Origin of the sequence: Paraperibacillus marinus, from assembly GCF_046237605.1 — a bacterium.
GTDB lineage: Bacteria > Bacillota > Bacilli > Bacillales > DSM-1321 > Paraperibacillus > Paraperibacillus marinus.
Genome location: NZ_CP143542.1, coordinates 998,002 through 1,024,868, shown reverse-complemented (window position 1 = coordinate 1,024,868; position 26,867 = coordinate 998,002). Strand labels below are relative to the sequence as shown.

25 protein-coding genes are annotated in these 26,867 nt (G+C 47.5%); 5 read left to right on the top strand and 20 right to left on the bottom strand.

Annotation, left to right across the window (positions count from 1 at the left end; translation table 11 throughout):
• Positions 1-21: 21 nt before the first annotated feature.
• The 7 genes from pnpS to V1498_RS05155 all read right to left on the bottom strand — a co-directional run bounded on the left by pnpS (position 22) and on the right by V1498_RS05155 (position 7,875).
• Positions 22-1,815: a two-component system histidine kinase PnpS gene (pnpS, locus tag V1498_RS05185; RefSeq protein ID WP_409297279.1), complete on the bottom strand. Its 1,794-nt coding sequence runs from the start codon at positions 1,813-1,815 to the stop codon at positions 22-24.
• Positions 1,812-2,531, bottom strand: a complete 720-nt coding sequence (locus tag V1498_RS05180) for a response regulator transcription factor (protein ID WP_409297277.1) — start codon at positions 2,529-2,531, stop codon at positions 1,812-1,814. The genes pnpS and V1498_RS05180 overlap by 4 nt, the downstream gene beginning before the upstream one ends.
• A 367-nt stretch (positions 2,532-2,898) precedes the next feature.
• Positions 2,899-3,375, bottom strand: coding sequence for a MaoC/PaaZ C-terminal domain-containing protein (locus V1498_RS05175; RefSeq protein WP_409299152.1), 477 nt, complete (start codon positions 3,373-3,375; stop codon positions 2,899-2,901).
• Positions 3,376-3,498: 123 nt separating this feature from the next.
• A complete protein-coding gene (mdh, locus tag V1498_RS05170; protein ID WP_409297276.1) occupies positions 3,499-4,437 on the bottom strand; it encodes a malate dehydrogenase in 939 nt (312 codons plus the stop codon).
• Positions 4,438-4,513: 76 nt separating this feature from the next.
• Positions 4,514-5,785, bottom strand: a complete 1,272-nt coding sequence (icd, locus tag V1498_RS05165; protein WP_409297275.1) for an NADP-dependent isocitrate dehydrogenase — start codon at positions 5,783-5,785, stop codon at positions 4,514-4,516.
• 132 nt (positions 5,786-5,917) lie between these two features.
• Positions 5,918-7,033: a citrate synthase gene (gene citZ, locus V1498_RS05160; RefSeq protein WP_409297273.1), complete on the bottom strand. Its 1,116-nt coding sequence runs from the start codon at positions 7,031-7,033 to the stop codon at positions 5,918-5,920.
• Between the two features lie 380 nt (positions 7,034-7,413).
• Positions 7,414-7,875, bottom strand: a complete 462-nt coding sequence (locus V1498_RS05155) for a DUF441 domain-containing protein (RefSeq protein ID WP_409297271.1) — start codon at positions 7,873-7,875, stop codon at positions 7,414-7,416.
• Positions 7,876-8,056: 181 nt separating this feature from the next.
• On the opposite strand from V1498_RS05155, the gene ytvI reads away from it, so the two are divergent.
• Positions 8,057-9,163 (top strand): sporulation integral membrane protein YtvI, encoded by a 1,107-nt coding sequence (gene ytvI / locus V1498_RS05150; RefSeq protein ID WP_409299150.1) that lies wholly within the window; start codon positions 8,057-8,059, stop codon positions 9,161-9,163.
• Between the two features lie 77 nt (positions 9,164-9,240).
• Here the strand turns inward: ytvI and V1498_RS05145 are convergent, their stop codons facing one another.
• The 8 genes from V1498_RS05145 to dnaE all read right to left on the bottom strand — a co-directional run bounded on the left by V1498_RS05145 (position 9,241) and on the right by dnaE (position 20,269).
• Complete coding sequence (locus V1498_RS05145) at positions 9,241-9,627, bottom strand: FxsA family protein (RefSeq protein ID WP_409297269.1); 387 nt, start codon at positions 9,625-9,627, stop codon at positions 9,241-9,243.
• Between the two features lie 83 nt (positions 9,628-9,710).
• Positions 9,711-11,471 (bottom strand): pyruvate kinase, encoded by a 1,761-nt coding sequence (gene pyk, locus V1498_RS05140; protein WP_409297268.1) that lies wholly within the window; start codon positions 11,469-11,471, stop codon positions 9,711-9,713.
• Between the two features lie 39 nt (positions 11,472-11,510).
• Positions 11,511-12,473: a 6-phosphofructokinase gene (gene pfkA, locus V1498_RS05135; RefSeq protein WP_409297266.1), complete on the bottom strand. Its 963-nt coding sequence runs from the start codon at positions 12,471-12,473 to the stop codon at positions 11,511-11,513.
• 507 nt (positions 12,474-12,980) lie between these two features.
• Entirely contained in the window at positions 12,981-13,958 is a 978-nt protein-coding gene (gene accA / locus V1498_RS05130; RefSeq protein WP_409297265.1) for an acetyl-CoA carboxylase carboxyl transferase subunit alpha, read from the bottom strand.
• Positions 13,952-14,821, bottom strand: a complete 870-nt coding sequence (gene accD, locus V1498_RS05125) for an acetyl-CoA carboxylase, carboxyltransferase subunit beta (protein WP_409297263.1) — start codon at positions 14,819-14,821, stop codon at positions 13,952-13,954. Before accD ends, accA begins: the two co-directional genes overlap by 7 nt.
• A gap of 104 nt (positions 14,822-14,925) precedes the next feature.
• Positions 14,926-15,573, bottom strand: coding sequence for a FadR/GntR family transcriptional regulator (locus V1498_RS05120; protein WP_409297261.1), 648 nt, complete (start codon positions 15,571-15,573; stop codon positions 14,926-14,928).
• On the bottom strand, positions 15,570-16,805 hold the full coding sequence (locus V1498_RS05115) for an NADP-dependent malic enzyme (RefSeq protein WP_409297259.1): 1,236 nt from the start codon (positions 16,803-16,805) through the stop codon (positions 15,570-15,572). The genes V1498_RS05120 and V1498_RS05115 overlap by 4 nt, the downstream gene beginning before the upstream one ends.
• 104 nt (positions 16,806-16,909) lie before the next feature.
• On the bottom strand, positions 16,910-20,269 hold the full coding sequence (gene dnaE, locus V1498_RS05110; RefSeq protein WP_409297258.1) for a DNA polymerase III subunit alpha: 3,360 nt from the start codon (positions 20,267-20,269) through the stop codon (positions 16,910-16,912).
• A gap of 178 nt (positions 20,270-20,447) precedes the next feature.
• Here dnaE and V1498_RS05105 point away from each other — a divergent pair, with 178 nt between their 5' ends.
• Positions 20,448-20,792, top strand: a complete 345-nt coding sequence (locus V1498_RS05105) for a YtrH family sporulation protein (protein WP_409297257.1) — start codon at positions 20,448-20,450, stop codon at positions 20,790-20,792.
• Positions 20,789-21,295: a sporulation membrane protein YtrI gene (gene ytrI, locus V1498_RS05100; RefSeq protein ID WP_409297255.1), complete on the top strand. Its 507-nt coding sequence runs from the start codon at positions 20,789-20,791 to the stop codon at positions 21,293-21,295. Before V1498_RS05105 ends, ytrI begins: the two co-directional genes overlap by 4 nt.
• 74 nt (positions 21,296-21,369) lie before the next feature.
• On the opposite strand, the gene V1498_RS05095 is transcribed toward ytrI, so the two are convergent.
• Positions 21,370-22,314 carry a DHH family phosphoesterase gene (locus V1498_RS05095; RefSeq protein WP_409297253.1) on the bottom strand — a complete coding sequence of 315 codons (945 nt, stop codon included), beginning with the start codon at positions 22,312-22,314 and terminating at the stop codon, positions 21,370-21,372.
• 122 nt (positions 22,315-22,436) lie between these two features.
• Here V1498_RS05095 and V1498_RS05090 point away from each other — a divergent pair, with 122 nt between their 5' ends.
• The gene (locus tag V1498_RS05090) at positions 22,437-22,742 is read left to right on the top strand and encodes a YtpI family protein (protein ID WP_409297252.1); all 306 of its coding nucleotides are present in this window, start codon (positions 22,437-22,439) and stop codon (positions 22,740-22,742) included.
• 98 nt (positions 22,743-22,840) lie between these two features.
• Here V1498_RS05090 and V1498_RS05085 read toward each other — a convergent pair whose 3' ends face one another.
• From V1498_RS05085 to V1498_RS05075, 3 genes are all read right to left on the bottom strand, one after another.
• Complete coding sequence (locus V1498_RS05085) at positions 22,841-24,160, bottom strand: DRTGG domain-containing protein (RefSeq protein ID WP_409297250.1); 1,320 nt, start codon at positions 24,158-24,160, stop codon at positions 22,841-22,843.
• A gap of 70 nt (positions 24,161-24,230) precedes the next feature.
• Complete coding sequence (locus tag V1498_RS05080) at positions 24,231-24,470, bottom strand: hypothetical protein (protein ID WP_409297248.1); 240 nt, start codon at positions 24,468-24,470, stop codon at positions 24,231-24,233.
• A 125-nt stretch (positions 24,471-24,595) separates the two neighbouring features.
• The gene (locus V1498_RS05075) at positions 24,596-25,276 is read right to left on the bottom strand and encodes a metal-dependent hydrolase (protein ID WP_409297246.1); all 681 of its coding nucleotides are present in this window, start codon (positions 25,274-25,276) and stop codon (positions 24,596-24,598) included.
• A 199-nt stretch (positions 25,277-25,475) separates the two neighbouring features.
• Between V1498_RS05075 and V1498_RS05070 the strand changes: the two genes are divergently transcribed.
• On the top strand, positions 25,476-26,564 hold the full coding sequence (locus V1498_RS05070) for a M24 family metallopeptidase (protein WP_409297244.1): 1,089 nt from the start codon (positions 25,476-25,478) through the stop codon (positions 26,562-26,564).
• A gap of 100 nt (positions 26,565-26,664) precedes the next feature.
• On the opposite strand, the gene V1498_RS05065 is transcribed toward V1498_RS05070, so the two are convergent.
• Complete coding sequence (locus V1498_RS05065; RefSeq protein ID WP_409297243.1) at positions 26,665-26,790, bottom strand: hypothetical protein; 126 nt, start codon at positions 26,788-26,790, stop codon at positions 26,665-26,667.
• Positions 26,791-26,867: the final 77 nt, after the last annotated feature.

Sequence of the window (26,867 nt, the reverse complement as noted above, 5' to 3'; positions counted from 1 at the left end):
AGTATTGTAAATGCACGGCCTTCACCCTGAACCTTTTTCTTCTTTTAGGCGCTTTTGGAACTCGACAGTGAATTCTGTGCCTCTGCCTGCTTCGCTTTCAACACGGAGAACTCCTTTATGCGCCTCTACCAGATGTTTAACGATTGCAAGTCCAAGGCCTGTGCCGCCCGAATTCCTGCTTCTGGCCTTATCAATCCGGTAGAACCGCTCAAATATACGCGGAAGCTCTTCCTTCGCAATGCCGATTCCTGTATCCTTCACACTCAGCTTGGCCGCCTCCCTGCTTTCGGAAAGAGACACCGTCACCGCCCCGCCCGCAGGTGTATAGGCAATCGCGTTGCTCACCAGGTTGATGACAATCTGCTTTATACGGAAACTGTCTCCGTCTATGATCAGAGGGTTTAAGAGAGATGGGGAAGTGAGCTTGATTTCTTTCTCAGCCGCCCTTTGTTCAAAAATCGCGATTGTCTCCTGCAGAAGCTTATTCAGATCCACCTTTTGTATAGACAGGGAGAAGCCCTGCTGCTCGATTTTCGATAAATCGAGGAGTTCCTGGATGAGCGTCTGCATTCTGTCGCTTTCTTTAAGCACAATCCCAAGGAAGTGCTTCAGGAACTTCTCATCATGCAGAGCGCCGTCAAGGAGTGTTTCTGTAAATCCTTTAATGGATGTGATGGGTGTCTTTAGCTCATGCGAGACATTTGCCACAAAATCCTTCCGTACCTGTTCCAGCTTTTTCAGTTCCGTTATGTCATGGAACACAAGCAGAATGCCCTTCCATTCATCATGATTCCCGATGATCGGTGCACCGTATATCTCAAAATAGCGCATCTCCAGATTAAGCGGAAGGATCAGCTGTTTTTTGATGCTTTGCTCCATCATGAAGATATTTTCTATCATCTGGATGACTTCTTTATGCTCTATTACCTCATAATAGAGGCGATAAAGGAAGAAAGAAGGATCCACATTAAAAGTCTGCCTGTAGGTTCTATTGATCAGGGTGATAGAACCTCTGCTGTCGATGAGCAGGACACCGCTGCCCATGTTTTCAACCAGTGTGCCAAGCCTGTCCTGCTGCATTTCCCTGTGTTCTTCCATCTCCTGCAGGTTTCGGGCTAGAATGTTGATAGAATTTGAGAGCATTCCGGTTTCAAAGGAATTCTCCTCGTAAGTGCGGACTTTATAATTTCCTTTCGCAAGCTCAATAGCCGCCTTTGTCGCCGCTTCTATCGGCTTGGTGTAGCGGGTCGTTATCGTTGCAGCAAGCACCAGGATGACAATCAATGCGGTCCCAAGACTGAAGGCAAGGATAAGCCACATCTTTTGGCTTGCTTTCTGCAGCATATCCAGCTGATTGCTTAAAACGACAAAAGCATGCCCGCTGCCCGTCCTCAGCTTTTTCCAATAATAATGCTGCTCATATTTGCCTTCAGTAACATCGTAGCCTTCAGTCGGCTCATTCCCGCCGAACTGGGTGCGTGCAATGCTTCTGATGGCTTCATCACGGATCTGTCTGTTTTTTGTTGTAACATTGGTTGTGCTGAATAAAATATCTCCGTCCTGGTCTGCAATTGTAATATTGGAATCCAGCATCTCAGTCAGCTTGTCGACTTTCCCGCTTGCTATGGCAGCTTCGACTCCCTGATTTTCCTGAATATACTGCGAAACGAATTTAGTTTCCTTTTGCAGCCGGTCATTGAATGTATCTATGTAATAATCCTTAAAAAGCTGGCCAAGGACAATCCCCAGTCCCAAAAATACCGCCAGCAATAGGATCACTAATGCAAAAAAGAGCCCTGAGCGGTAACGGCTCATTCTCCCTTCGGCTCCTCAAGCTTATAACCAAGCCCTCTGATTGTTTTTATATACAGAGGCTTTTTAGTATTGGTTTCTATCTTATCCCTTAAATGGCTGATATGGACATCGACGATCCTCGTGTCCCCCGCAAAATCATAGTTCCAAACGGCGCTCAGCAGCTGATCTCTCGTCAGCACTCTGCCTTTATGTTTAGCAAGATATAATAATAACTCGAATTCCTTCGGGGTCAATTCCAGCTGATTGCCTTCAAAGTACGCTTCATAGCGTTCAGGATATATTTTCAGGTCCCCCATCTTAAGGAGGTCCCCTTCATCCCCAGACGCCTGATCTCCCGCTTCAGCCTGGAACTGGGATCTTCGCAAAATAGCCTTGATCCTGGCAATCACTTCACGAGGACTGAACGGCTTGGTCAAATAATCGTCCGCCCCAAGCTCCAGTCCGAGAACCTTATCAAACTCATCGTCCTTGGCTGTAAGCATAAGAATCGGAACATTAAGCTTCTGCTGCCGCAGCTGTTTACAAACCTCCAGGCCGTCCATTTCAGGCAGCATAAGATCAAGGATGACAAGGTCAGGTGCTTCCTCAACGGCTTTCTTGACTCCTTCCCTGCCATCCATCGCAGTTACTACATCAAAACCAGCCTGTTCAAGATTGTATTGAAGGAGAGTTACTATTGATTCTTCATCATCTACCACCAGTACTTTTTTGCTCATAGATTCCTCCCAAAGAAAATAGATTCCCCTTTATCCATTATGTGAGCCAGTTCTACACTCCTTATTATAATCAATTATTTATAAACTACAATAATGGAACAGTAAGAGAGTTTTCAGAAGATTCATCAAAACCTCTATAAAGAACGCCATGTATAAAAACAAACATGAGTTTTCTGCTCGCAATCCATGCATGGGATGGAACTGGACAAAAGCAGGAACAAACACAAAAAGGCGGTGGAGCGGAGTAAGGCTCAGGCAGAAATGCCAGTAAGATAAATGATGTGCACACCCAGCTGCAGGCCTCATGATTCCCAATCAAACGGCAGAGAAAAAGCCCTGAAAGAATTTCTTCTCCCGGGCTCTGTAATTAAAAATTCTCCAGCGCATTCCCATCTGTTCCGTCACGGTATTCCGGAGGGCAGACAGTGAAAGACCCCTCAACCGCAAGTTCGTCCGCTTCATTTTCTCCCTGTACCGATATGGTCACGGTCTTTTTTGCATAATCAACATCCGCTACTTCCAGAAGGAATTTGACGGTCCCGTAATGGAAGATCGGTTTATGAAAAATCAGTTCCTGCTTCAGGATGTGACTTCCGGGACCCGGGAGATATTTTGACACAGCCGCTGTCAGGATGCCAGTAAGCATAATAGTCGGTACGATCGGTTTCTTAAATTTTGTCTGTGAAGCATAGTCATGCTGGATGAATAAAGGGTTTGCATCATTCGTCAATCCCAGATACAATAACAGATCTTTGTCTTCTATTTTTTCTGTGAGCGTCAGCTTTTCGCCAGCCTTGATTTCCTCTATGCATCTACCCAGTTTTCTTTTCTTGCCAAGCAGCATGATACACAAACGACCTCCACCCATTTAGGTTTTATACCTATTATAAAGGTATGAAAAAGGGATTGGCTGTATGATTCTGGATCTGTAAGCCAATCCCTTTAATGTTTTCCTGTCATATGAAAATTAAACTAGAACATCCATTACATTGCGCACAGAATCTGCAGACTTTTGAAGGGCTGCCTTTTCGTCTTCTGTAAGTTCAAGTTCGAAAATTTTCTCGATTCCATTTGCGCCAAGCACTGTTGGAACTCCAAGGTAAATTCCTTCAAACCCGTACTCTCCCTCAAGATAGGCGATTGTCGGCAGGACCCTGCGCTGGTCTTTCAGGATGGCTTCTGTCATCTCCACAAGGGAAGCAGCAGGTGCATAATAGGCACTTCCGTTTCCTAGAAGGTTAACGATTTCAGCCCCGCCTTTGCGTGTGCGGTCCACAATCTCTTCAAGCCGTTCCTTTGAGATCAGTGTATCCAGCGGAATTCCGCCGGCATACGAATAGCGGACAAGCGGAACCATATCGTCCCCATGGCCCCCAAGGACGAACCCTGTAACATCTTTTACAGAAAGATTCAGCTCATGGGCTATGAATGTACGGAAGCGCGCAGTATCCAGGACTCCGGATTGGCCGATTACCCGGTTCTTCGGAAACCCTGATTCTTTAAAGACAGTATATGTCATGGCATCAACCGGATTGGTAAGTACGATAATCGTTGAGTTTGGAGAATATTTAACAATCTCGCCTGTTACGGATTTCATAACCTTCTGGTTCGTCTGAACCAAATCATCGCGGCTCATCCCTGGTTTACGTGCAATCCCGGCTGTGATGATGACGATATCTGAATCCCTTGTATCTTCATAATTGGCTGTTCCAGTCATATTGGCATCAAAGCCTTGGACAGGTCCTGCCTGGAGCATATCCAGCGCTTTCCCTTTAACCGGATTTTCAGCCTGCGGGATGTCAACCAATACAACGTCACCCAATTCCTTCTGGGCAAGCAGGAAGGCAGTTGTGGCACCAGTGAAGCCTCCGCCGATTACAGAAATCTTTTTGCGTCTGAAAGTCATATCATTTTCCTCCTCGATTCTTACTTATGTACAAAGAAGCCGGCAGGGGGAAAGACCCCCGCCAACATTCCGGCTGTTACCCCAGGTTCTTGATAAGCTCATCTGCAAACTCTGAGCATTTCACTTCTGTTGCTCCGTCCATCAGGCGGGCAAAGTCATAAGTGACAACTTTGGAAGAAATAGTCTGTTCAACAGAATTGATGACCAGCTTCGCAGCTTCATTCCAGCCCAGGTGTTCAAGCATAAGTACACCGGAAAGAAGTACGGATGAAGGATTCACCTTATCCTGGCCTGCATATTTAGGTGCAGTTCCATGAGTGGCTTCAAAGATGGCATGGCCGGATTCATAGTTGATGTTCGCTCCAGGAGCGATTCCGATTCCGCCAACCTGTGCAGCCAGGGCATCAGAAATGTAATCACCGTTCAGGTTCATTGTTGCCACAACATCGAATTCTTTCGGACGTGTAAGGATCTGCTGGAGGAAGATATCCGCAATGGAATCCTTGATGATGATTTTGCCTGCAGCTTCTGCTTCAGACTGAGCCTTATTCGCAGCTTCCGTACCGTCTGTTTCTTTCAGGCGGTCATACTGTGCCCATGTGAATACCTTGTCGCCGAATTCCTTTTCAGCTAATTCATAACCCCAGTTTTTGAAGGCGCCTTCCGTGAACTTCATGATGTTTCCTTTGTGAACAAGAGTTACCGATTTACGGCCTTCCTTGATCGCATAGTTGATGGCAGCGCGCACCAGGCGTTCCGTTCCTTCTTGGGATACCGGCTTGATTCCGATGCCTGAAGTTTCAGGGAAACGGATTTTGTTTACTCCCATTTCATCCTTTAGGAACTGAATCAATTTCTTGACTTCATCAGAGCCTTCCTGATATTCGATTCCTGCATAGATATCCTCTGTGTTTTCACGGAAGATGACCATGTCGGTATCTTCAGGGCGTTTGACTGGAGAAGGAACTCCATCGAAATAGCGCACAGGACGCAGGCATACAAAAAGGTCAAGCTCCTGGCGAAGCGCAACATTCAGTGAACGGATTCCTCCGCCTACTGGAGTTGTAAGAGGTCCTTTGATGGCGATTATGTATTCGCGGATTACATCAAGAGTTTCAGCAGGAAGCCATTCTCCTGTCTGGTTAAAAGCCTTTTCACCTGCAAGTACTTCCTTCCACTCAATTTTCTTTTCTCCGTTATATGCCTTCTCAACCGCAGCTTCCAAGACGCGTGAAGCAGCAGCCCAGATATCAGGACCGATTCCGTCTCCCTCGATAAAAGGAATAACCGGATTGTTAGGTACATTCAATGTACCGTTTTCGACAGTGATTTTTTGGCCTTGAGTCATTTTAAATTCCCCCATTTTCATAAAATCGGAGCCCCGGCGGCAGGAGGCCGCCCGAGCCTGTGATGTTTTTATTCCATATACCAATTTACTATATTTTCATCCTGATATAAAACTTTTCGCACTTTTCAGTGATCAGCGTTCTTCTATCGGAATATATTTCTGCATATCCGGGCCTGTATACTCTGCACGCGGGCGGATCAGGCGGTTGTTATCATACTGTTCAAGGATGTGGGCAAGCCAGCCGGATGTCCTGCTGACCGCAAAGATCGGAGTGAACAGATCATGGTCGATTCCCAGGCTGTGATATACCGAAGCGGAGTAGAAGTCAACATTCGGAGGAAGCGGTTTTTGGGAAGTCACCAGCTCCTCGATCTTCACAGACATTTCATAGTATTTAGCTTGTCCGGTCAGGTTTGTAAGCTTCTCAGACATTTCCTTCAGATGCTTCGCGCGGGGATCTCCCTTGCGGTACACACGGTGGCCGAAGCCCATGATTTTCTCTTTGTTCTGCAGCTTCTGGCTGATATAAGGAGTCACGTTTTCAACTGAACCGATTTCAGTCAGCATCTTCATGACAGCTTCATTCGCTCCGCCATGCAACGGACCTTTCAACGCCCCGATGGCAGCAGTGATTCCTGAATAAATATCAGACAGGGTGGCAACACATACACGTGCAGTGAAAGTTGAAGCATTCAGTTCATGGTCGGCGTGAAGCACAAGCGCCTTATCGAAGGCCTCAATTTCAACAGGGGATGGTTCTTTTCCGCTCAGCATGTACAAAAAGTTTGCAGCAAAGCCTAAATCGGTGCGTGGAGCCACAGGCTCAAGACCTTTCCTTACCCGCGAGAAGGCGGTTACAATAGAAGGAATCTGAGCCTGGATGCGGATGGCCTTACGGTAATTCGCTTCAGGATCCATGGTGTCGGCTTCCCGGTCATAAAGCCCAAGAAGAGAAATGGCAGAGCGGAGTGCAGCCATCGGGTGTACTTCCTTGATTGGATACATCTTGAAATGGTCAAGAACCTCCTGTGGGAGCCCGGCATTTTCCGCAAGCTGTACAGTCAGCTCATCAAGCTCGCTTTTGCTTGGAAGGCGGCGGTGGAATAATAGATATAAGACTTCTTCGAAACTTGCATTTTCAGCAAGATCATCGATATCATAGCCCACATATGTCAAAGTATCATCAATGATAGAGCTGATGGAAGAAGTAGTTGCCACAATTCCTTCCAGACCTTTTGTTGCTGTCATAAAAACCTCTCCTTTGTATGAAAGTTCGCCTATATATTTTAAATATGAAATTAATAAAACTGGCAAAACATTTCTACCAGGGCTCCGGTCCATCCATACTGTTTGTGAAGAAGTAAGCATTGAATGGCACAGTCCATAGCGAAAGTTTATTTTACCCTTGCAGCCATTTCAGGAAACCAGCCCCCGAGCGCTTGCTCAATAGGCTGCCGAAGAAATGCTTCTATCAATTAATCAAGCTATCTTCCAATTTCAAGTAGGCGCTTACATCTCATATTATAAACAATAATCAGATATTTGTGAACGAAAACACCTTAATAAAATAAATAAATATTTTATTAGAATAAAATACAGCTGAATGCCGAGGCTGCTGAAAGAGCTGTTCATTTGAACAGCTCAATCAGCCTCATGCACAGATAAGCTATTCCTGCTCCTATCAGCGGACCGACCGCCACCCCTTTAAAAAGGGATACTGCAATAATGGTTCCAAATACTAGTGCCGCAGTGAGGTGCGGATCCTGCCCCAGCAGGATCAGTCCCCCCTTGGCGATAAGTGCCACTGCAATCCCAGAACCTAATGCAATCCAGGCATAAGGCGATTTTAACGCATCTCCAAGCTCCTTGAAACCAATAGAGCCGTTTGCGACAGGAACAAGCACAGCTATGGTAATAATCGTAACTCCCCAGTTAATCCCTTTCGCCTGCAGCTGCGGGAAAATTTTAGCGTCAAGTCCGGCTGCCTTGATCAAAAGTAAAACGCCTGCAGAAAATGCCAGGGAATAGTTTTTTGCAATGATGCCTATTGCCAGCAGCAATAGTAAAAACAAACCTGGACCCCAGCTCAATTTAATCTTCCTCCTTCTATAAGAAGTTTTATTGAAATAATATCACTGGAAAATTCATGTCTATTTTTCCACTTATTTATCATTTCACTCCATATACAAGCCATATACTTGTACAAAGCATACGGCCGCGGAGTGACCTGAGGCGTCAAAAAAATAGACTGAACGACGGGAGGAGTGCCTTCTGAACCCGCTCTATATCCAGCGATTCATCCGATTCTGCATAGCCGCCGGGACGCTTGCATGCATCCTGCTGGCCCTGCTGTATCTATGGAAATATGCCTACCCTTTCATTATCGCCCTTTTCATTGCCTTTTTGATCAATCCCATGGTGGCTGCATTTGAGGCCAGGGCCAGGCTCCCCAGGGGGGCCGCTGTCTTCCTGGCCCTGTTCATTATCATTGCAGGCCTGGCGGGAATGCTCACACTGCTGATTACAGAGATTGTATCAGGAACTGCCTATCTCGCCGAGGCTGTCCCTCTCCACATCGAAACCATCATCGGCGCGGTGGAACAGCTCATCGAAACCACGGTCCTTCCTCAGTATAATAAGCTAGCTGCCTATTTTAATTCACTGGATGCCGGCCAGCAGAATACCATCATGAATAATGTGCAGATGGCGGGAGAACGGCTTGCAACCTCAGCAGGTAGCTTCATACAAGGTTTTTTTCAAAACATCCCTGCCATACTTGGATGGTTTCCAAGCGCAGCGACCGTGATTGTGTTTTCTTTCCTGGCCACTTTCTTCATCAGTAAAGACTGGGACCGCCTTGTAAGCCTTGGAAGCCGCATAGTGCCAGCAAAGGCCAAATACAGCGGAAGAACCGTTTTCCTGGACCTGAAAAAAGCATTGTTCGGCTTTTTCAAGGCCCAGCTGACGCTCATTTCCATTACCACTGTTATTGTATTAACCGGCCTGCTTGTTCTACGCGTAGAATATGCCATCACAATCGCCCTGATTTGCGGTTTCGTTGATATTCTTCCTTATTTAGGAACAGGGGCCGTCTTTGTTCCCTGGATTGCCTATGAGATGATTTCAGGTGATACCGGCATGGCCATCGCCCTCGGCACTCTCTATTCTATTGTGCTCATCCAGCGGCAGATCATGGAGCCAAAGGTCCTCTCTTCCAGCATCGGGCTGGATCCACTCGCCACACTGGCTGCCCTGTTTATTGGCTTCAAGACGATCGGTTTCCTCGGCCTCATCGTTGGGCCGGTTGTACTTGTTGTTATTACAGCATTGAACCGGGCGAATGTGTTCACAGATGTATGGGGCTTCATTAAGGGATGAAGACTTTCTTGCTTGCGATTAAGCCCCCTTTTCTCGGCCTGCCATCCGAATCAGCCTCTTCTTAGAGCCGGTCTGCCTTATCTGATAATGGTAACCCGCTTCTTTTCCACTGCTTTTCTCAGGCTCCTTTTCACCAGCGGTTTAATCATTCGCCTAAGGGGCGGAAGCATCAGGAACAGCCCCAGGATATCTGTCAGAAAACCTGGTGAAATCAGGAGGCATCCGCCTATCAAAATGCAGGCGCCATCTATTAGGGAATCTCCCGGGATCCTGCCTGATGCAAGCTCCCGCTGGATTTTCTGGATAGTTTCCAGGCCCTGTTTTTTGGCCAGATAGGCCCCGATGGTTCCTGTCAGGATAATCAAAAGAACAGATGGCAGGACACCTGCAGTCCGGCTTGCCAGAAGGAATGCCCCAATTTCCAGGGCAGGAACGATTATAAATATACTAATAAGATATTTCATCTGCGGACTCCCGCCTTTCTTATTTAATTGCCTGTATAGTAAAAAAGCGGCGGAAAGCCTCTGCTCCCGCCGCATTATTTGTATTAAAGGACTTTGGTATGCCCTTCATAGATGGTTCCGCGTCTTGCATCAACCGTGATCTGCTGTCCATCCTTAAGGATGCTGGTTGCATTTTCTGCCCCCACTATAACTGGAATGCCGAGGTTAACACCAACAACTGCGGCATGGCTGGTCAAGCCGCCTTCTTCTGTAATAAGAGCGGCACAACGCTCGATGGCCGGCATCATATCGCGGTCTGATCCGTAAGTAACAAGGATGCTGCCGTCTGTTACGTTTGTATTTGCCTCTTCAGCATTCCTTGCGATGACCACTTTCCCTTTTGCAGCTTTCCTGCCGATTCCCTGCGCTTTGATGGTCGCATCATTCAGAACATGAATTTTCATGAGGTTGGTCGTACCGGCCTCACCAACAGGAACTCCAGCAGTGATGACTACAAGATCACCGTGGCTTACGATTCCTGAATCCATGCTCTTCTCGATCGAAACGTCCAGCATTTCATCAGTGGAAGAAGCTTTAGGACCGATTTCAGCATATACTCCCCATACCAGCGAAAGTCTTCTTGCCACTTTCTCACATGAAGTAACGGCTACAATCGGAGCCTTCGGACGGTATTTGGAAATCATGCGGGCTGTATGTCCGCTTTCAGTCGGAGTGATAATAGCTCCCGCTTCAAGATTAAGAGCCGTGTAAGCAACCGATTGCCCAATTGCATCTGTTACATTATGCTCATTCGTCTTGCTTCTGGCAGCAACGATTTCTTTGTAATTAAGGGCTTTTTCTGTGCGTGACGCAATATTGTGCATCGTTTCAACAGCTTCAATCGGATAAGTTCCAGCAGCCGTTTCGCCGGAAAGCATGATTGCATCTGTTCCGTCAAAAATAGCATTGGCTACGTCACTTGCTTCTGCACGTGTCGGACGCGGGTTCCGCTGCATGGAATCAAGCATCTGGGTTGCTGTGATGACTGGCTTGCCAAGCTCATTGCACTTACGGATAAGCTCCTTCTGCACGAGAGGAACTTCTTCAGCCGGGATCTCCACTCCAAGATCGCCGCGGGCAACCATCAGGCCGTCAGAAACTTCCAGAATCTCATCAATGTTTTCTACACCTTCGTGATTTTCAATTTTAGGGATGATCTGGATATGCTTTGCCCCGTGGTCAGCAAGAAGCTCACGGATCTCAAGGACATCAGATGCACGCCTAACAAAGGAAGCGGCAATAAAGTCAACATCCTGCTCGATGCCGAAGATAATATCCTTTTTATCCTTTTCAGTTAAACCTGGAAGCTTTACAGAAACTCCCGGGACATTTACGCCCTTTTTATTTTTAAGAACACCGCTGTTCAGGATATTTGTGACAATGATGTTTTCTTCTTTTTTGATTTCCGTTACTTCCAGCCCGATGAGGCCATCATCAAGAAGGATGCGCGAGCCCGGGTGGACATCGTCGATCAAGCCTTCATACGTAATGGAGAATCTCTTTTCAGTTCCGAGGACTTCCGTCATTGAGATTTCGACTGTGCGGCCGGATTGCAGCTCGACAGCACCATTTTCCATATTGTTTGTACGGATTTCCGGTCCCTTTGTATCAAGGAGGATGGCCGCCTGTTTCCCAGTCTGCTCCACAGCTTTGCGGATATTTACGATCCGGCTGCCGTGCTCCTCAAAATCACCGTGTGAGAAGTTCAGCCTGCACACATTCATACCGGCTTCAAGCAAAGAAGTCAAATTCTCTAAGCTCTCACTCGCCGGTCCTATCGTACATACGATTTTAGTTTTACGCATGTTTTTGTATACCTCCAAATTTTATATTGCCAAAGATGTTTATATAGAAAGCTCCCTGGATAAATCGAACATCTGCTGGTCGATGTTATGCTTTTTCTGAGTCAGTGCCTCTATAATTCCATAATCCACAAGGCGGTTGCTCTCTATGCCTACCGCACGTCCGCCCTTGCCTTCAAGGAGGAGGGCAACGGCGTAAGCACCGAGGCGGCTCGCCAGCACCCTGTCAGCGACCGTAGGTGATCCCCCGCGCTGAATATAGCCCAGTACTGAGACGCGGGTTTCAAATTCAGTCAATTCCTCTAATTGCTTCGCCACATCGACTGCACTGCCGACGCCTTCTGCAACTATGATGATGCTGTGTTTTTTACCGCGGTCCTGTCCCCGTTTCAACCGGGCTACTACATCATGGATATCCTCCGCAGATTCAGGGATCAAGATGGATTCAGCTCCGCCTGCAAGGCCTGCCCATAGTGCGATATCCCCTGCATCCCTGCCCATGACTTCTATTACATAAGTCCGTTTATGGGAAGTTGCCGTGTCCCTGATTTTATCGATTGCATCGATGACAGTATTGATGGCCGTATCGAACCCGATGGTGAATTCAGTGCCCGGTATATCATTATCAATGGTGCCTGGCACTCCTACACATGGGAAGCCGTGCTCTGTCAGTGCTTTCGCGCCCATGTAAGATCCGTCACCGCCAATGACAACCAAGCCTTCGATGCCATGCTTCTTCAGCTGTTCGATTCCTTTCATCTGGCCTTCCTTCGTCTTGAATTCAGGACAGCGGGCAGAAAAGAGCATAGTGCCTCCGCGATGGATGATGTCGCCAACCGAGCCGATTTCCAGCTTTTTAATATCACCTTTAATCAGGCCCTCGTAGCCATGGTAAATGCCGTAAACTTCTACATCATGGTATATTGCCTTACGTACCACAGCACGGACGGCTGCATTCATCCCAGGAGAATCTCCGCCGCTTGTCAGTACTCCAATTCTTTTCAAAATAATCACCTCTATAAAGAATAACAGTCTACACGCCATTGAATGTAAATATGTATAGAAATAAATAGGTCCGACGGCCCAAGCCGCCAGTACAATTGACCCTGAATCTGATTTTAAAAAAAATTCATACAGAGTTAGTATAGACATTTTATCCCAGTTCTATATGATAAATTGCAAAAACCGGGTTTCCGTACTCATTCTAAATTAGTAATCAAATTTCGTAAACCTTTATTTGTGAAATAACATACAAATTATACTGGAAAATATCTTTATTTACAAAATATCCGCATTGATCCTGGTTTGTTCCAAAAATTCTGCTTTCGTAAACATTGCAGCTGCTGGAGAAGAAGTTTGATCTCCGCTGCAGGCACTCGCTTACCGCGGGACTCTCGCGCCTTCCGCTCCAATCAGCTTTGTAAACGAATTAAATCTCCTCACTGAACTGATTATAAAACAATACTTTTTTAGAAAAGAGCAAAAAGAAAGAACGTGCATAAACTGCACGTTTTATTTTACTCCTATGTGATCCTGAAGAAACGAATACTCGCCAATTCTTTTGAATTTCTGATATCTCTGCTCAACGAGTTCATCCGCATCCATGGACAGAAGGCTGCCAAGTGCCGCATGGATGGCTTCTTCTATATAAGATGCCTGTACGAGGATATCCCGGTGGGCCCCTCCCTCTGCTTCCTTGATGATCTCATCTATGATTCCCAGTTCCTTCAGGTCAGGCGCGGTGATTTTCATGGTTTCAGCTGCACGCTTTGCGAGGCTGGAATCCTTCCAGAGCAGTGCCGCCGCTCCTTCTGGAGAAATTACAGAATAAGTAGAATTCTCCAGCATGAATATTCTATCGCCCACTCCAAGTGCAAGCGCACCACCGCTGCCTCCTTCGCCAATCACGATGCAGATCACCGGTACAGTGAGGCCGCCCATCTCATAGATATTCCGGGCAATCGCTTCACTCTGTCCGCGTTCCTCTGCAGCTTTGCCGGGATAGGCACCCTTCGTGTCAATAAAGCAGATAATCGGCCGATTGAACTTTTCAGCCTGCTTCATCAGCCTTAAAGCCTTTCTGTTTCCCTCAGGGTGAGGCATCCCGAAATTGCGCATGATATTTTCCTTAGTATCTTTTCCCCGCTGATGGCCGATGATGGTCACCGGCAGCCCATGGAACTTTCCAATTCCGCCTACAATCGCTGCGTCGTCCCCAAAAACACGGTCCCCATGACACTCAAAGAAATCTGTGAATAAATGGGCAGCATAGTCCAGGGTAGTGGGGCGGGCAGGATGACGAGCCACTTGGACACGGTCCCAAGGCTTCATATTGTTGTACACCTCATCCTGCAGATTGGCCAGCCGGCCTTCCAGTTTTTCAATCTCCGAGGAAAGGTCAACATCGGCTTCCTTAGTAATTCTTTTAAGCTCATCTATTTTTTCCTGCAGGTCTATTATCGGTTTTTCAAACTCTAATTCTCCTACCATTTCAACTCACCGCCCGGTACATGAATATCGATTATATTGGAAAGGGAGTCCTTAAGCTGCTGCCTGTGGATTACTGCGTCAAGCTGGCCATGCTTTAACAGGAACTCGCTCGTCTGAAAGTCCTCGGGCAGTTCTTCCCGGATGGTCTGTTCAATGATGCGCCTTCCGGCGAACCCGATGAGCGCACCCGGCTCAGCCAGGTTATAATCCCCCATGGAAGCAAATGACGCGGAGACCCCGCCGGTTGTCGGGTGGGTCATGACAACAATATAAAGTCCTTTGTTTTCACTGAATCTCTTTAGGGCTACACTTGTCTTGGCCATCTGCATGAGGCTTAAGACACCCTCCTGCATGCGTGCGCCCCCGGATGCTGTAAATACAATGAAGGGGATTCCGAGTTCATCCGCCTTTTCGACCGCCCTGGCTATTTTTTCTCCTACAACGGAGCCCATGCTTCCCATCCGGAAGGTCGAATCCATGACCGCCACAGCACTTTTGTGTCCGTTGATGAAGCCTGTGCCGGTGACGACAGCTTCATTGCTTTGTGTCTTTTTCATGTCTGATTTGATTTTGTCCTCATAGCCGGGAAAATTGAGAGGATTGACGGTAACCATGTTTTTATCCAGCTCTTCGAAAGTTCCTTCATCAAAGATGCTGTCGATGCGTTCCCAGGCGTTCATCTGGTGGTGGTACCCGCAATGCATGCATACCTTTTGGGTCTTCAGCAGCTCCTTGGTATACATGATTTTCTTACAATTAGGGCATTTCGTCATAATGCCTTCCGGGACTTCGTTCTTTGTCCGCTCAGAAGGAATTGTTGCATATTTTTTCTTTTTTGATTTTGAAAATAAATCCTTTATCATGGTGAACCTCCCCTTAACTTCCTATAGCACTAACCAGCAGCAGAAGCGAGCTCTGCCTGTCCATTGTATGCATATGAAATCCTTCAGGTATAAACTGATATCCATTATAGAAAATTTGGCATATTCCTTATTTCTTTGAGATGGATCCTGTTAACTTCATGCCCGTTTTTCTCTCCCAGGGCATGGAGCATATCCAGATAAGCCTGCCGTGGAGCCTGCTGCCTGTCCTCTCCGGTGGACTTGGCATACATATTGACAATGACCCATATCCTCTCGAGAAGATGATTGGTGTTCAATTGAAAGAGCCGCTTAAAAAAGGCTTCATCATCCCAATCATTCTTCCCGGCCCACAGGATCATGTCATCGATGTTTTCCTGTGATGCCTTATGCACTAATGCATGGAGAATGGACTGTTCGAGAAACACGCGTGTTTCTATCAGATTTTTCTTAGTCTCTTCATCTGCGAGTAGGAAGGCACCAAGGAGTTCCACCAGCCTGTGCTCCTGAAATACCTTGATGTAGGTGCCTTCTCCCCTCCTGGTTTCAATAAGGCCAAGCAGCTCCAGGGACCGCAAAGCTTCCCTTACCGAAGAGCGCCCTACTTGAAGGCGCTCGGACAATTCCCGTTCAGACGGGATTTTATCACCAGGGCGCAGCCGGTCTTCCTTGATCATGTGCCTGAGTTTTTCCACAACTTCCAAATATATTTTTGACTGTCCGGCAGCGGCTGCCTTTATTGTCTTCTCGTTCATTTTTTTCCTATGGACGAAAGGGCTGACGTTTTAGCTTTAATTTCTTCCGGGTCAGCCTTCAGGCGTGCCACTCCGGTCTCCATCGCTGCTTTGGCCACTGCGGCAGCTACGGCCGGGGCTACTCGCGCATCAAATGGAGCCGGGATTACATAATCCGGCTGCAGCTCATCTTCCCCGATCAGGCCGGCGATCGCTTCAACGGCCGCTACTTTCATCTCTTCATTAATATGGGTGGCGCGTACATCAAGTGCTCCCCTGAATATCCCTGGGAAGGCGAGTACATTATTGACCTGGTTGGGAAAATCGGAACGGCCAGTGCCTATCACTGCCGCTCCGGCCTCCTTCGCTTCTTCAGGCATGATTTCAGGCACCGGGTTTGCCATTGCAAATATGATTGGATCGGGCTTCATGCTCCCAATCATGTCTTTGGTCAATGCCCCGGCAGCAGAAACTCCGATGAACACATCCGCATCCTTGATGGCGTCCGCCAGGCTGCCTTCCTGCTTCTCCCTGTTGGTGAAACGGGCGACAGATTCTTTCACATCATTCATGCCGAAAGGGCGCCCTTCATAAATCGCACCTCTGGTATCGCACATGACGATATCGCGGACTCCAAATGAATATAGAAGTTTGATGATGGCAATTCCTGCAGCACCGGCACCATTTGCGGCAACTTTTATTTCCTGGATTTTCCTTCCGGTGAGTTTCAGGGCGTTTAAAAGTCCGGCTGCCGTGACAATCGCTGTTCCGTGCTGATCATCGTGAAAAACGGGGATGTTCGTTTCCTTCTTTAATCTTTCTTCTATTTCAAAGCAGTTGGGTGCAGCTATATCCTCGAGGTTTACCCCGCCAAATGTGGGTTCAAGCAGCTTGACGGTCTCTACAATTTTATCCACTTCAGTAGTATCAAGACAGATGGGAAATGCATCTACACCTGCAAAGCTTTTGAACAGGACCGCTTTACCTTCCATTACAGGCAGCGCCGCGGCCGGCCCAATATTACCAAGGCCCAGGACAGCTGTGCCATCCGTGACAACCGCTACTGTATTCCCCTTCATAGTATATTCAAATACAGCTTCCGGCTTGTCATATATTGCTTTACAGGGTTCGGCGACTCCCGGGGAGTAGGCAAGGCTTAAATCCTCAGCATTCCTCACAGGCACCTTGGATACCGTTTCCAGCTTCCCCTGATTGATTCTATGCATGTGCAATGCTTCTTCTCTTAACGTCAAAGGTTTCACTCCTATAGATTCTACTGAATATGATTCCAGATTCACAGGTGGTCAGACCACGATATTACATGTCTAATATAACATAACTTGAAAGGTTGTAAAGCTCAGCTGCGCTTTACAACCACATTTTCACTGCCCAGCAGGGCCTGGATTCTGCCCAGGAAATCCTCGCTCGGCTCCGCCCATTGATCCATTGGGAGCTGTACATATCTGCTGTCCTTTTCATAGTAGAGAACAATCTTTGTCATGCCAGGGAATGACTGAATGATTTTTTTCACTCTGTTCAGGAAATCCTTCGAATGCTTGTCCTTTTGTATTTTAAGATACAGCACCTGTGCTTCCTTTGCTGAGATCTCCTTCAAATCTTCTATTGAAAAAGAATCATGGACGATAAGCTGCTTCTTTTCATCCCTTGAATCTACGGATCCCTGCAGCATGACGATATTGCCCTTTTTATAATGGGTAAGCCTTGCGCGGTAGACATTTGGGAAAACCACACATTCAACCTCACCGGTCTCATCACCCGCTGACATGAAAGCCATGGTCTCGCCCTTTTTGGTGCGGATTGCCTTGGTGTCTGTGATATAGACAGGAATATAGGCTTTTTTCAATCCGCGCTCCATGGCTTCATGAATGGTGACAGAACCAAAATAATGGAAAAGCTTATGGAACGGGACTACAGGATGGTCGGATAAATACAAACCCAGCGCCTGTTTCTCAAGCTCCAGCTTATCCAGCGTCCTGATTGGATCTACCCGCAGGTATTTAGGCTTAAGGGTGAACTCCGTGTTTTCGAACAAGTCAAATTGATTGTCACCCGGATTGACCAGTTCGTTATGCTCCATGGCTACATCCAGGCTGGCAAGGAGTGTTGCCCTGTCTTCCCCGAACTCATCGAATGCCCCGGACGAGACAAGGGCCTCCAATGATTTTCGGTTTACCGCCTTGGAGGATACCCGGAGACAGAAATCAAACAGATCCTCAAACGGCTTTTTCCTCCGGGCCTGAAAAATCTCACGGATGGCAGCTCCGCCTATTCCCTTGATGGCTGCCAGGCTGTACCTTACTCCCTCACCTTCAGGCTGGAAGGCAAACTGGCTTTTGTTTACGGAAGGAGCAAGCACAGTAAATCCGTTCATCTTTAATTCCCTGATATATTGTGCTATTTTGTCTTCATTGCCGACCACTGACGTCAATAGCGCCGACATGAAATGCCGGAAATGGTTAGCTTTCAGATAGGCAAGCTGATAGGAGATGATGCTGTAGGCAACAGCGTGGCTCCTGTTGAAGCCATAGTTCGCAAACCGTACAATCGAGTCATACACTTTATTGGCAGCCTCTTCCTGATGGCCATTAACTCTGGCGCCATGGACAAAGCGCTCCCGTTCTTTATCTAATGCATCTTTCTTCTTCTTTGATACGGCTCTCCGCAATAAATCCGCTTCCCCAAGGGAAAACCCGGCAAAGCTTGCGGCAATTTGCATAATCTGCTCCTGATATACGATTACCCCATACGTATGCTTCAGAATTGGTTCTAATGACTGGTGTGGATAATCAACCGCCTCATTTCCATGCTTCCTGCTGATAAATAAGGGGATATTCTCCATTGGTCCCGGCCGGTATAAAGAATTGACAGCGACGATATCCTCAAAGGAAGTAGGCTTCAATTTTTTCAGGACATTCCTCATTCCTTCTGACTCCAGCTGGAACACTCCCGTTGTTTCACCGCGGCCGAGAAGGTCGAATGTCCGCTGATCCTGAAGGTCTATCTCATTAAGCTTCAGCCGCTTTCCTGTGGCTTTTTCAATCATGGCAAGCGTATTTTCAATGAGTGTCAGGTTCCTGAGCCCCAAAAAATCCATTTTAAGAAGTCCGAGCTCCTCCAGGTTTTCCATGGGCAGCTGTGTCAGATGGACGCCGTCCTGTCCTTCCTGTATGGGAATCACATCGGTAAGCGGCAGTTCTGAGATCACTACTCCGGCTGCATGTGTGGACGCGTGCCTCGGAAGCCCTTCAAGCTTAAGGGCAGTTTGGAAAAGCTTTGCATTCAGTTCTTTTTCCCGGACGAATTCCTGCAGCTGCCTGGATTCATTCAGTGCAGCCTGGAGGGTTATGCCGTGCCTCGCGGGAATCATCCTGGAGAGCTGTTCCAGTTCCTTTGCATTCAGCCCGAACACCCTGCCTACATCACGCAGGGCTGCCTTCGCTGCCATGGTGCCAAAAGTGATGATCTGGGCTGCATGCAGCTCCCCATATTTTTCTGCTACATATGATATGACTTCATCCCGCCTTGTATCAGGGAAGTCTATATCAATATCCGGCATGGATATCCTTTCGGGATTCAGGAATCTCTCAAATAAGAGGCCATGTTCGATCGGATCCACGTCCGTTATCCGGAGCACATAGGCAACCATGCTGCCCGCCGCTGAACCCCGCCCCGGGCCGACAAGTATGCCCTTTTTCCTGGCATAGCTGATAAAATCCCAGACAATCAGGAAATAATCGCTGAAATTCATCTTTTGGATAACAGACAGTTCATATTCCAGTCTTTCCGAGTGCTGTTTTCCGGGACTTACATACCTTTCCTTCAAGCCTGCGGCACATACTTTTGCAAGCATCTCGTCCGCGGGCACAGCCTCATCGCCCTTGTATCTCGGAAGCAGCTTCCGGTTAAATTCAATCATTACATTACAACGTTCCGCGATTTGCAGAGTATTTTCCAATGCCTCGGGCAAATCTGAAAATAATTCCGTCATCACCTGCGGTTCCTTTAGGTAACAGTCGGATGTATCCGGCTTTATCCTGTTTTCATCCCCAAGCTTGTCGCCATTCTTTATCGCCAGCATCACTTCATAGGCCAGGGAATCTTCTTTTTGCAGATAATAGACAGGATTGGCTGCCGCTATTTTCGCCCCGAGGGAATCAGCCAGCTCCATAAGCTTTCGATTCAGCGAATCTTCCCCCGTGCGGCCCGTTCTTTGGAGGGTGATAAAAAAGGAATCCTGCCCGAACAAGGAAATCAGCTGCCCGGCATCCTTCAGTGCCATTTCTTTTTCATCTTGAAGGAGCAGGGTTTCAACCAATCCGCCGGTACCGGACAAGGCAATGATCCCTCCCGCATATGCTTTAAGCCACTTAAGAGGGAGGCCCTCCTTGGACTTTGTTTTTATGGCACTGCTGATTTTCAATAAATTCTGGTATCCGGCATTGTCCTCCGCAAGCAAAACGAGCGGGTAGGATCCTGATTCTTCGTGCAGTATGTCGGCTGTCAGGCCGATAATCGGCTTTATTTTGCCGGCCAGGCATTCTTTATAAAAGTCTACCATTCCATACATTGTATTTTTATCGGTAAGCGCAAGCGTCTTATAGTTCTTCGCCCTGGCATCAGCGACCAGATCTTTAATTGAAGCCGTGCCTGATAAAAGGCTGAAGGCACTCTGGACTTGCAGATGTATAAATGACATTTTGGTATTCCCCATCCTTTTGATAAGGCATTAGCTCTTTTAATTATAGATGGAATTTACGTAAAAAGAAAATATGTTCTGTCAGCCGCAGGTGATGCCCATCTATGGCCTGCCATTTTTAAAAACATATCTGGCCGGGATTGTCCATATATTTACTAATAAAAACGTATAAGGGCTGATGGCTATGAAAGAAGCATTTTTTCCTGCATTTGTGAACAGTTATTTTATAGCTCTGGGAGTGCTGCTCGGCGGGGCACTCATCGGGGGACTTGGCGCCTTTTTCACGGAGCAGCCTCCGCTGACTGTCGTCTACCGCCTGGCTGACTCGCTGCGCATCTGGGCGATCATCGCAGCCATAGGGGGGACATTTGATACCGTCTATTCCTTTGAGCGGGGAATATTTCACGGTGAGACAAAGGACATCGTCAAGCAGATCCTGCTGATCCTGTCAGCGCTTGCAGGTGCCCAGACCGGGGCATCGCTTATTAACTGGCTGACTCAGCAGCAGAATCTCTCTCCATGAGGATTCCGCAATACTTCCGGCTCCCGCTTTGGCAGCGTTTTTTCGCCGGCGCCGCTATCGGGGGGATTATCAGCTGGCTTGTCTTTTTTTATATGCACAGCGTTATGCAGGAGAAGCTGATCAACAAATTGCATAAGCAGAGCGAGTCAATCAAAGATCTGGAAGACGAAAATGAACTTTGGGAGGAAGACTATAACAAGCTTAATGAAGAAAACCTGAAAAAGCTGACCATTCAGGAGGTACATGTGTCCATCGCCAACTTTGCTATGTATAAGGTCGACCGGCTGAGTGCAGCGGAAGCTGCTGAAGCGGTTCGGGATGAACTGAAGTCAGCCCTTCTATCAAAAGATCTGGAAACCGTTTATGAAAGCCGGGCTCTTCTGAGGAAGTCCATTGAAAATAAAGTGCTGGAGATTAACAAGAAGAAATATATGCTTGAAGTTTCGGAGATTTCATATTATACAACTTTGAAGTTCGAACTGCGCCTGAAGCAGGTCAGATAGACTGCCCCCACATCCGCGGCAGATGCAGGCACTGCCTCATTTACCGCGGACGGCAGGGCCGGCCGCTTACAGACTTATACTGTAAACGACCTGCATACTTGTATCAGGTCCTGCATCACCAGGTCGACTTCATCCCATGAATGGATGGAGGCACCAGAGGCAAGCGGATGGCCGCCGCCATTGTATTTCTTTGCCACACCATTGATCACCGGCCCTATGGACCGGAGTCTTACCCTGATGTTATCCTCTTCCTCGATGAAGAAAGCCCACGCCTTCAAATCTTTGATTCCGCCAAGCGAGCTTACGAGCTGGGATGCATCCGAGACTTTAACTCCAAACTGTTCAAGCTGTTCACGGCGGAGCACCAGCTTCCCTGCACCCTCCTCGAGAATCTCGAAATGCTGAAGCACATACCCCTGCAGCTTCACTACACTTACCGGCACGTCATACATAGCGTTAAACAGCTCCGGCCTCGAAAACTTATAGTGGACCAGCTCGCTCGCATATTGGAAGGTTTTTTCGGAAGTGCTGGGATATAGGAATCTTCCGGTGTCTCCCACTATTCCGGCAAAAAGGAGCCGTGCAGCCGAATCAGGCAGCGTAAGCCCGCGGTCTTTCCCGAAAAGGTAGAATTCATAGATCATCTCGCTGCAAGAGCTTGCGGCCGTGTCTATCCATCTCAGGTCGCCATAAGGATCTTCGTTTGGATGGTGGTCAATTTTTATAACTTTTGCGCCAAGTTTATATCTTTGGTCACAGATTCTTGCTTCATTGGCCGTGTCGCAGACGATAATAAGTGCACCTTCGTATATTTCATCAGGCACAGCATCCAGGGGGGCTAAAAAGGCAAGCGATTCTTCTTCCTGCCCCACTGCATAGACCGCCTTATCCGGGTAGGAAACACGGAGGATTTCCGCAAGCCCGCCTTGGGACCCATAGGCATCAGGATCAGGCCTCACATGCCTGTGCAGGATAATTGTCTCATACTCTTGAATCGTTTTCAGAATCTCTGCCTTCATAAAAATATCTCCTTTTTTAATTATGTCAATTTAATAAACTTCACTATAAAACTATAGAAATCATCCCCCATTGCAGGTACAATGAATGGGACCTGCCATACACATGATCGGAGGAGCTCAACTTGCCAGTACTTGTCGTAATGATTGTGATAACGTTCGCATTTTATGTATTTTATAAAATTAAATATGTCCGCACCCGGCGCCCGGCTGAAAAAAAATGGATTGCCACTAAATCATCGATGGCACTCGGGCTGTTTGTGGTCCTTTTCGGGATCAACCAGCTGTTTATAAATACCGGTACGGTAACTTATATCGTTTCAGCCGTCTTCATCCTGCTTGGCGGGATCAACCTTTGGGCCGGCTATAAATCCTATAAGCATTATCTGCCCTTCGCCATTGAAGAAGCTGAAAAAGGCTATAGGGCATAATCTTAAAAGGCCGCCTCCGACAGCGGCCTTTTTTTAATCAGGGGCCTTTGGCCCCGGCTGGTAATAGGAAAGGATGCACTTGCCCGAAATGGTCTGTTTCAGTTCCTTTCGAACAACTGGCACATCATCATAGCCTTGCCGGCCAATCTACCCTCATTATAAACTTCCACATCTATTTTTCCAAATTTTCTCCCTATTTCAAGAACCCTTGGCTGGATGTCGATCACAGTGTCCATCTGGACCGGCTTTATGAAATAAATGGTCATGTTTTCAATGACAAGATCACCGCGTTTGTAAGCCCGCATCGTACGATTTGTAGCTTCGGTGACAAGGGCAGTAAAGACGCCATAAGAAATGGTCCCCAAATAGTTGGTCATCTGCGGCGTCACTTCACACCGGTAAATGTCCTCACCTTTTCCTCTGGCCCCTACCGATACAAGCTGGCTCGTGATTACGTCATCGATTGTTTCTCCCACCTGCGGCTGCCTCTGTATCATCTGCAGGGCCTTCAGCACATCCTGCCTGGAGATGATTCCAAGGAGGATCTGGTTTTCATCCACTACCGGCAGCAGTTCAATTCCTTCCCAGACCATCATATGGGCGCTGGATGCCACACTTGTTTTCCCGCCCACGGTCAGCGGTGTCTTGGTCATCACCTTTTCAATCGGCATGGCCAATTCCAGCCCGATGATGTCCTTGGCGGTGACCATCCCCTGCACCTTGAACGCAGCGTCTACTACAGGGAACCTGCTGTGGTTTGTCGCTTTGTTCAATTCATGCCATTTACCTACTTCATCCTCCAGGGATAAATAAGCAGTTTGAGTCAATGGAGTCAATATATCCTCAACGAGCAGAATTTCTTTCTTTATCAGCTGGTCATAGATCGCCCTGTTGATCATCGTGGCTACAGTAAAGGAGTCATAGCTGCTCAGGATAATCGGGAGCTCCAGCTCATCTGCGAGCTTTTTCACATGTTCTTCCGTATCAAAGCCTCCCGTTATTAAAACAGCTGCCCCCGCCTTTAGAGCAAGCTCCTGGGCATTGACCCGGTTTCCCACAATCAGAAGATTTCCGGCGGCTGTATATTTCATCATCGCTTCAATCTTCATGGCGCCGATCACAAACTTGTTAAGAGTCTTATGCAATCCCGATTTTCCGCCGAGAACCTGCCCGTCTACAATATTCACGACTTCAGCAAAGGTGAGTTTTTCAATATTCTCCTTCTTTTTCCTTTCAATGCGGATGGTCCCGACTCTCTCAATCGTACTGACATATCCCTTGTTCTCCGCATCCTTTATTGCCCGGTAGGCAGTCCCTTCGCTTACTTGCAGCGCTTTTGCGATCTGTCTTACCGATATCTTGTCCCCGACTGGGAGATCATCAATATATTTCAAAATTTGTTCATGTTTTGTAGCCAACCTGTTTTCACCCTTTTTAGGTACTTCTATACTCCCATTATAGAATGAAAAACCCGTCTATACAATGAACCTACTGATAATCATGCATTCTTTTGCGGCCTGGACCTTGCTTCCTCTTCCCTGCCCTTTTACCAGGGCTGTATAAAAGCCCCGCCAGGTTCCCTGCTGCGGCGAAGAAGGCGAGCACAAGCCACATGGAGCTGTAAAGTTCCGGAAGTCCGGGATGACCTGGGCTCAGGCTCAATTTCGGAAGCTGATAATAGAGCATGGCACCGCAAAGCAGCAGGCACATCAAATATCTTTGTTTCATCATATAACCTCTTTTCTGATGGAATGGGGCAGGCTATCACCATCTTATGCACAACGGGAACTGAACTTGCCCTATTCCTTGCGGCCGCACAAAAAAAGAGCGCCCTGGGGCGCCCTCCTTACTATTTACAGCTCTATCTCTTCCCCCGGCTGGAGGATGATTCCGTTTCCTTCTTCCAACAGTTCGAGGAATGCTTCAGGCTCCTGCCTGATCTGCGGGAATGTATTGTAGTGGATCGGTACAACCTGCTTCGCCCCCAGAAGCTTGGCTGCATAGGCTGCATCTTCCGGCCCCATCGTGTAGTTATCCCCAATCGGCAGGAATGCAAGGTCGATCGGGTGCCGTTCACCAATCAGCTTCATATCGCCGAATAATCCGGTATCTCCGGCATGGTAGATGGTTTTTCCCTCAAAAGTAAAGAGCACGCCGGCCGGCATCCCCAGATAGATGATTTCCTGGTTTTCTGTATCCAGCCCGGTCCCGTGAAAAGCCTGAGTCAGCTTGACCCTGCCAAAGTCAAACTCAAAGGCTCCTCCGATCGACATCCCGTGGGTTTTAAGGCCCTGCCAAGCCAGGTAGCTGCTTAACTCTGCATTGGCAATAACAAGCGAGTTATGCTCTTTGGCAATTTGGACGGTATCTCCCAGGTGGTCACCATGTCCATGTGTCACGATAATGACATCAGCCTTTACATCCTCCACTTTCAAATCCGTCTGTCCATTTCCTGTAATAAACGGATCGAACAGAATGGTTTTTCCATTTGCAATAACCTTTACCACAGAGTGGCCGTGAAAAGAAACCTTCATATACATTCTCCCCTTTCGAGTGATGACAATGGGTAACGGGATAAAGCAATATTCCATTTACCTATATACCCAATTCTAACATAGACTAACAGTTTACAATCGAAACCAGGACTGTTACTCTCTATACTGACAGCATACTTTTATCCTTATAAAAATCTACATATACTACCAGTTAAATACCCTATTGGAGGAAAAGACAATGAGCAAGAGAATTGAAAAGTTTCAGGACTGGCTGACGGAAAACAAAATACCATTCGGATTCATCACATCGCCTGATAGTGTATTTTATCTCAGCGGATTCAGAAGCAACCCGCATGAAAGGCTGCTGGCACTCGGATTATTCCCGGACTCTGAGCCGTTCCTTGTCTGCCCGAAGATGGAAACGGAGGATGCCCGGAACTCAGGCTGGAGCCATCCGATCATCGGCTACACCGACATTGAAGATCCATGGACCATGATCATGGAAGCTTTGAAAGACAGAAATGTCACCTTAGGATCTGCAGCGATTGAAAAAGAGCACATGAATGTGGAGCGCTATGAAAAAATCCAGAGCCTGATGCCCGGCGCTGCATTCTTCGCAGCCGGGGAAATTCTCCGCGAACTCCGGATGATCAAGGACGAAAAAGAACTGACCCTGATCCGGGAGGCGGCCAGGCTCGCAGATTATGCCATTCAAACCGGTGTGCGGGAGATTGCTGAAGGCAAAACTGAAATGGAGGTTCTGGCAGCGATTGAGTTTGAAATGAAAAAGGCAGGAATTAATGAAATGTCCTTTTCAACCATGGTTCTGACAGGGGCAAACGGTGCCTCTCCACACGGCACCCCTGGACAGACCAAGATTAAAAAAGGAGATCTTGTCCTTTTCGACCTCGGTGTCGTGTATGAGGGATACTGCTCTGACATCACCAGGACCGTTGCCTTTGGTGAAATAACAGAAAAACAGCGGGACATTTATGAGACTGTACTGAAGGCTGAAGAAGCTGCCATCAAAGCTTGCAGGCCGGGGGCTACCTGTGCTGAACTTGATTTGATTGCCCGGAATATCATCAGTGATGCCGGCTACGGAGAATATTTCCCGCACAGACTTGGCCACGGCCTTGGCATAAGTGTTCATGAATATCCATCTTTGACTGAAACGAATGAGCTCGTGCTAAAGCCGGGAATGGTCTTCACCATTGAACCGGGAATATATGTCCCGGGTACTGCAGGCGTCCGGATTGAAGATGATATCCTTGTCACCGAAGATGGCTGTGAAGTGCTGACCCGTTATCCAAAAACTTTAAAATAAATCACTAAAGCTGGCTCATAAAGGCAAAAGGAAGGCCCTGGGGAAGAAGATTTCCCCAGGGCTTTCCTTTTGCCTATTACATGAACGTTTTAGGACATCCTCACTCTTTATCCTCCAACTCCTGCGTCACTCCAGCCGACTCATACGCATCGGTAATCTGGCCGATAATTTCCCTTATCCCCTCTTCTTCAAAGAGGGGATACCCGCTGTTCTTATCCTGATTCATCTTCCTTCCCTCCTTTACTCATACTATGGGCTCCATGGCACTCCCATTTACAAGGTAATTATTGTATAATCAAGGTG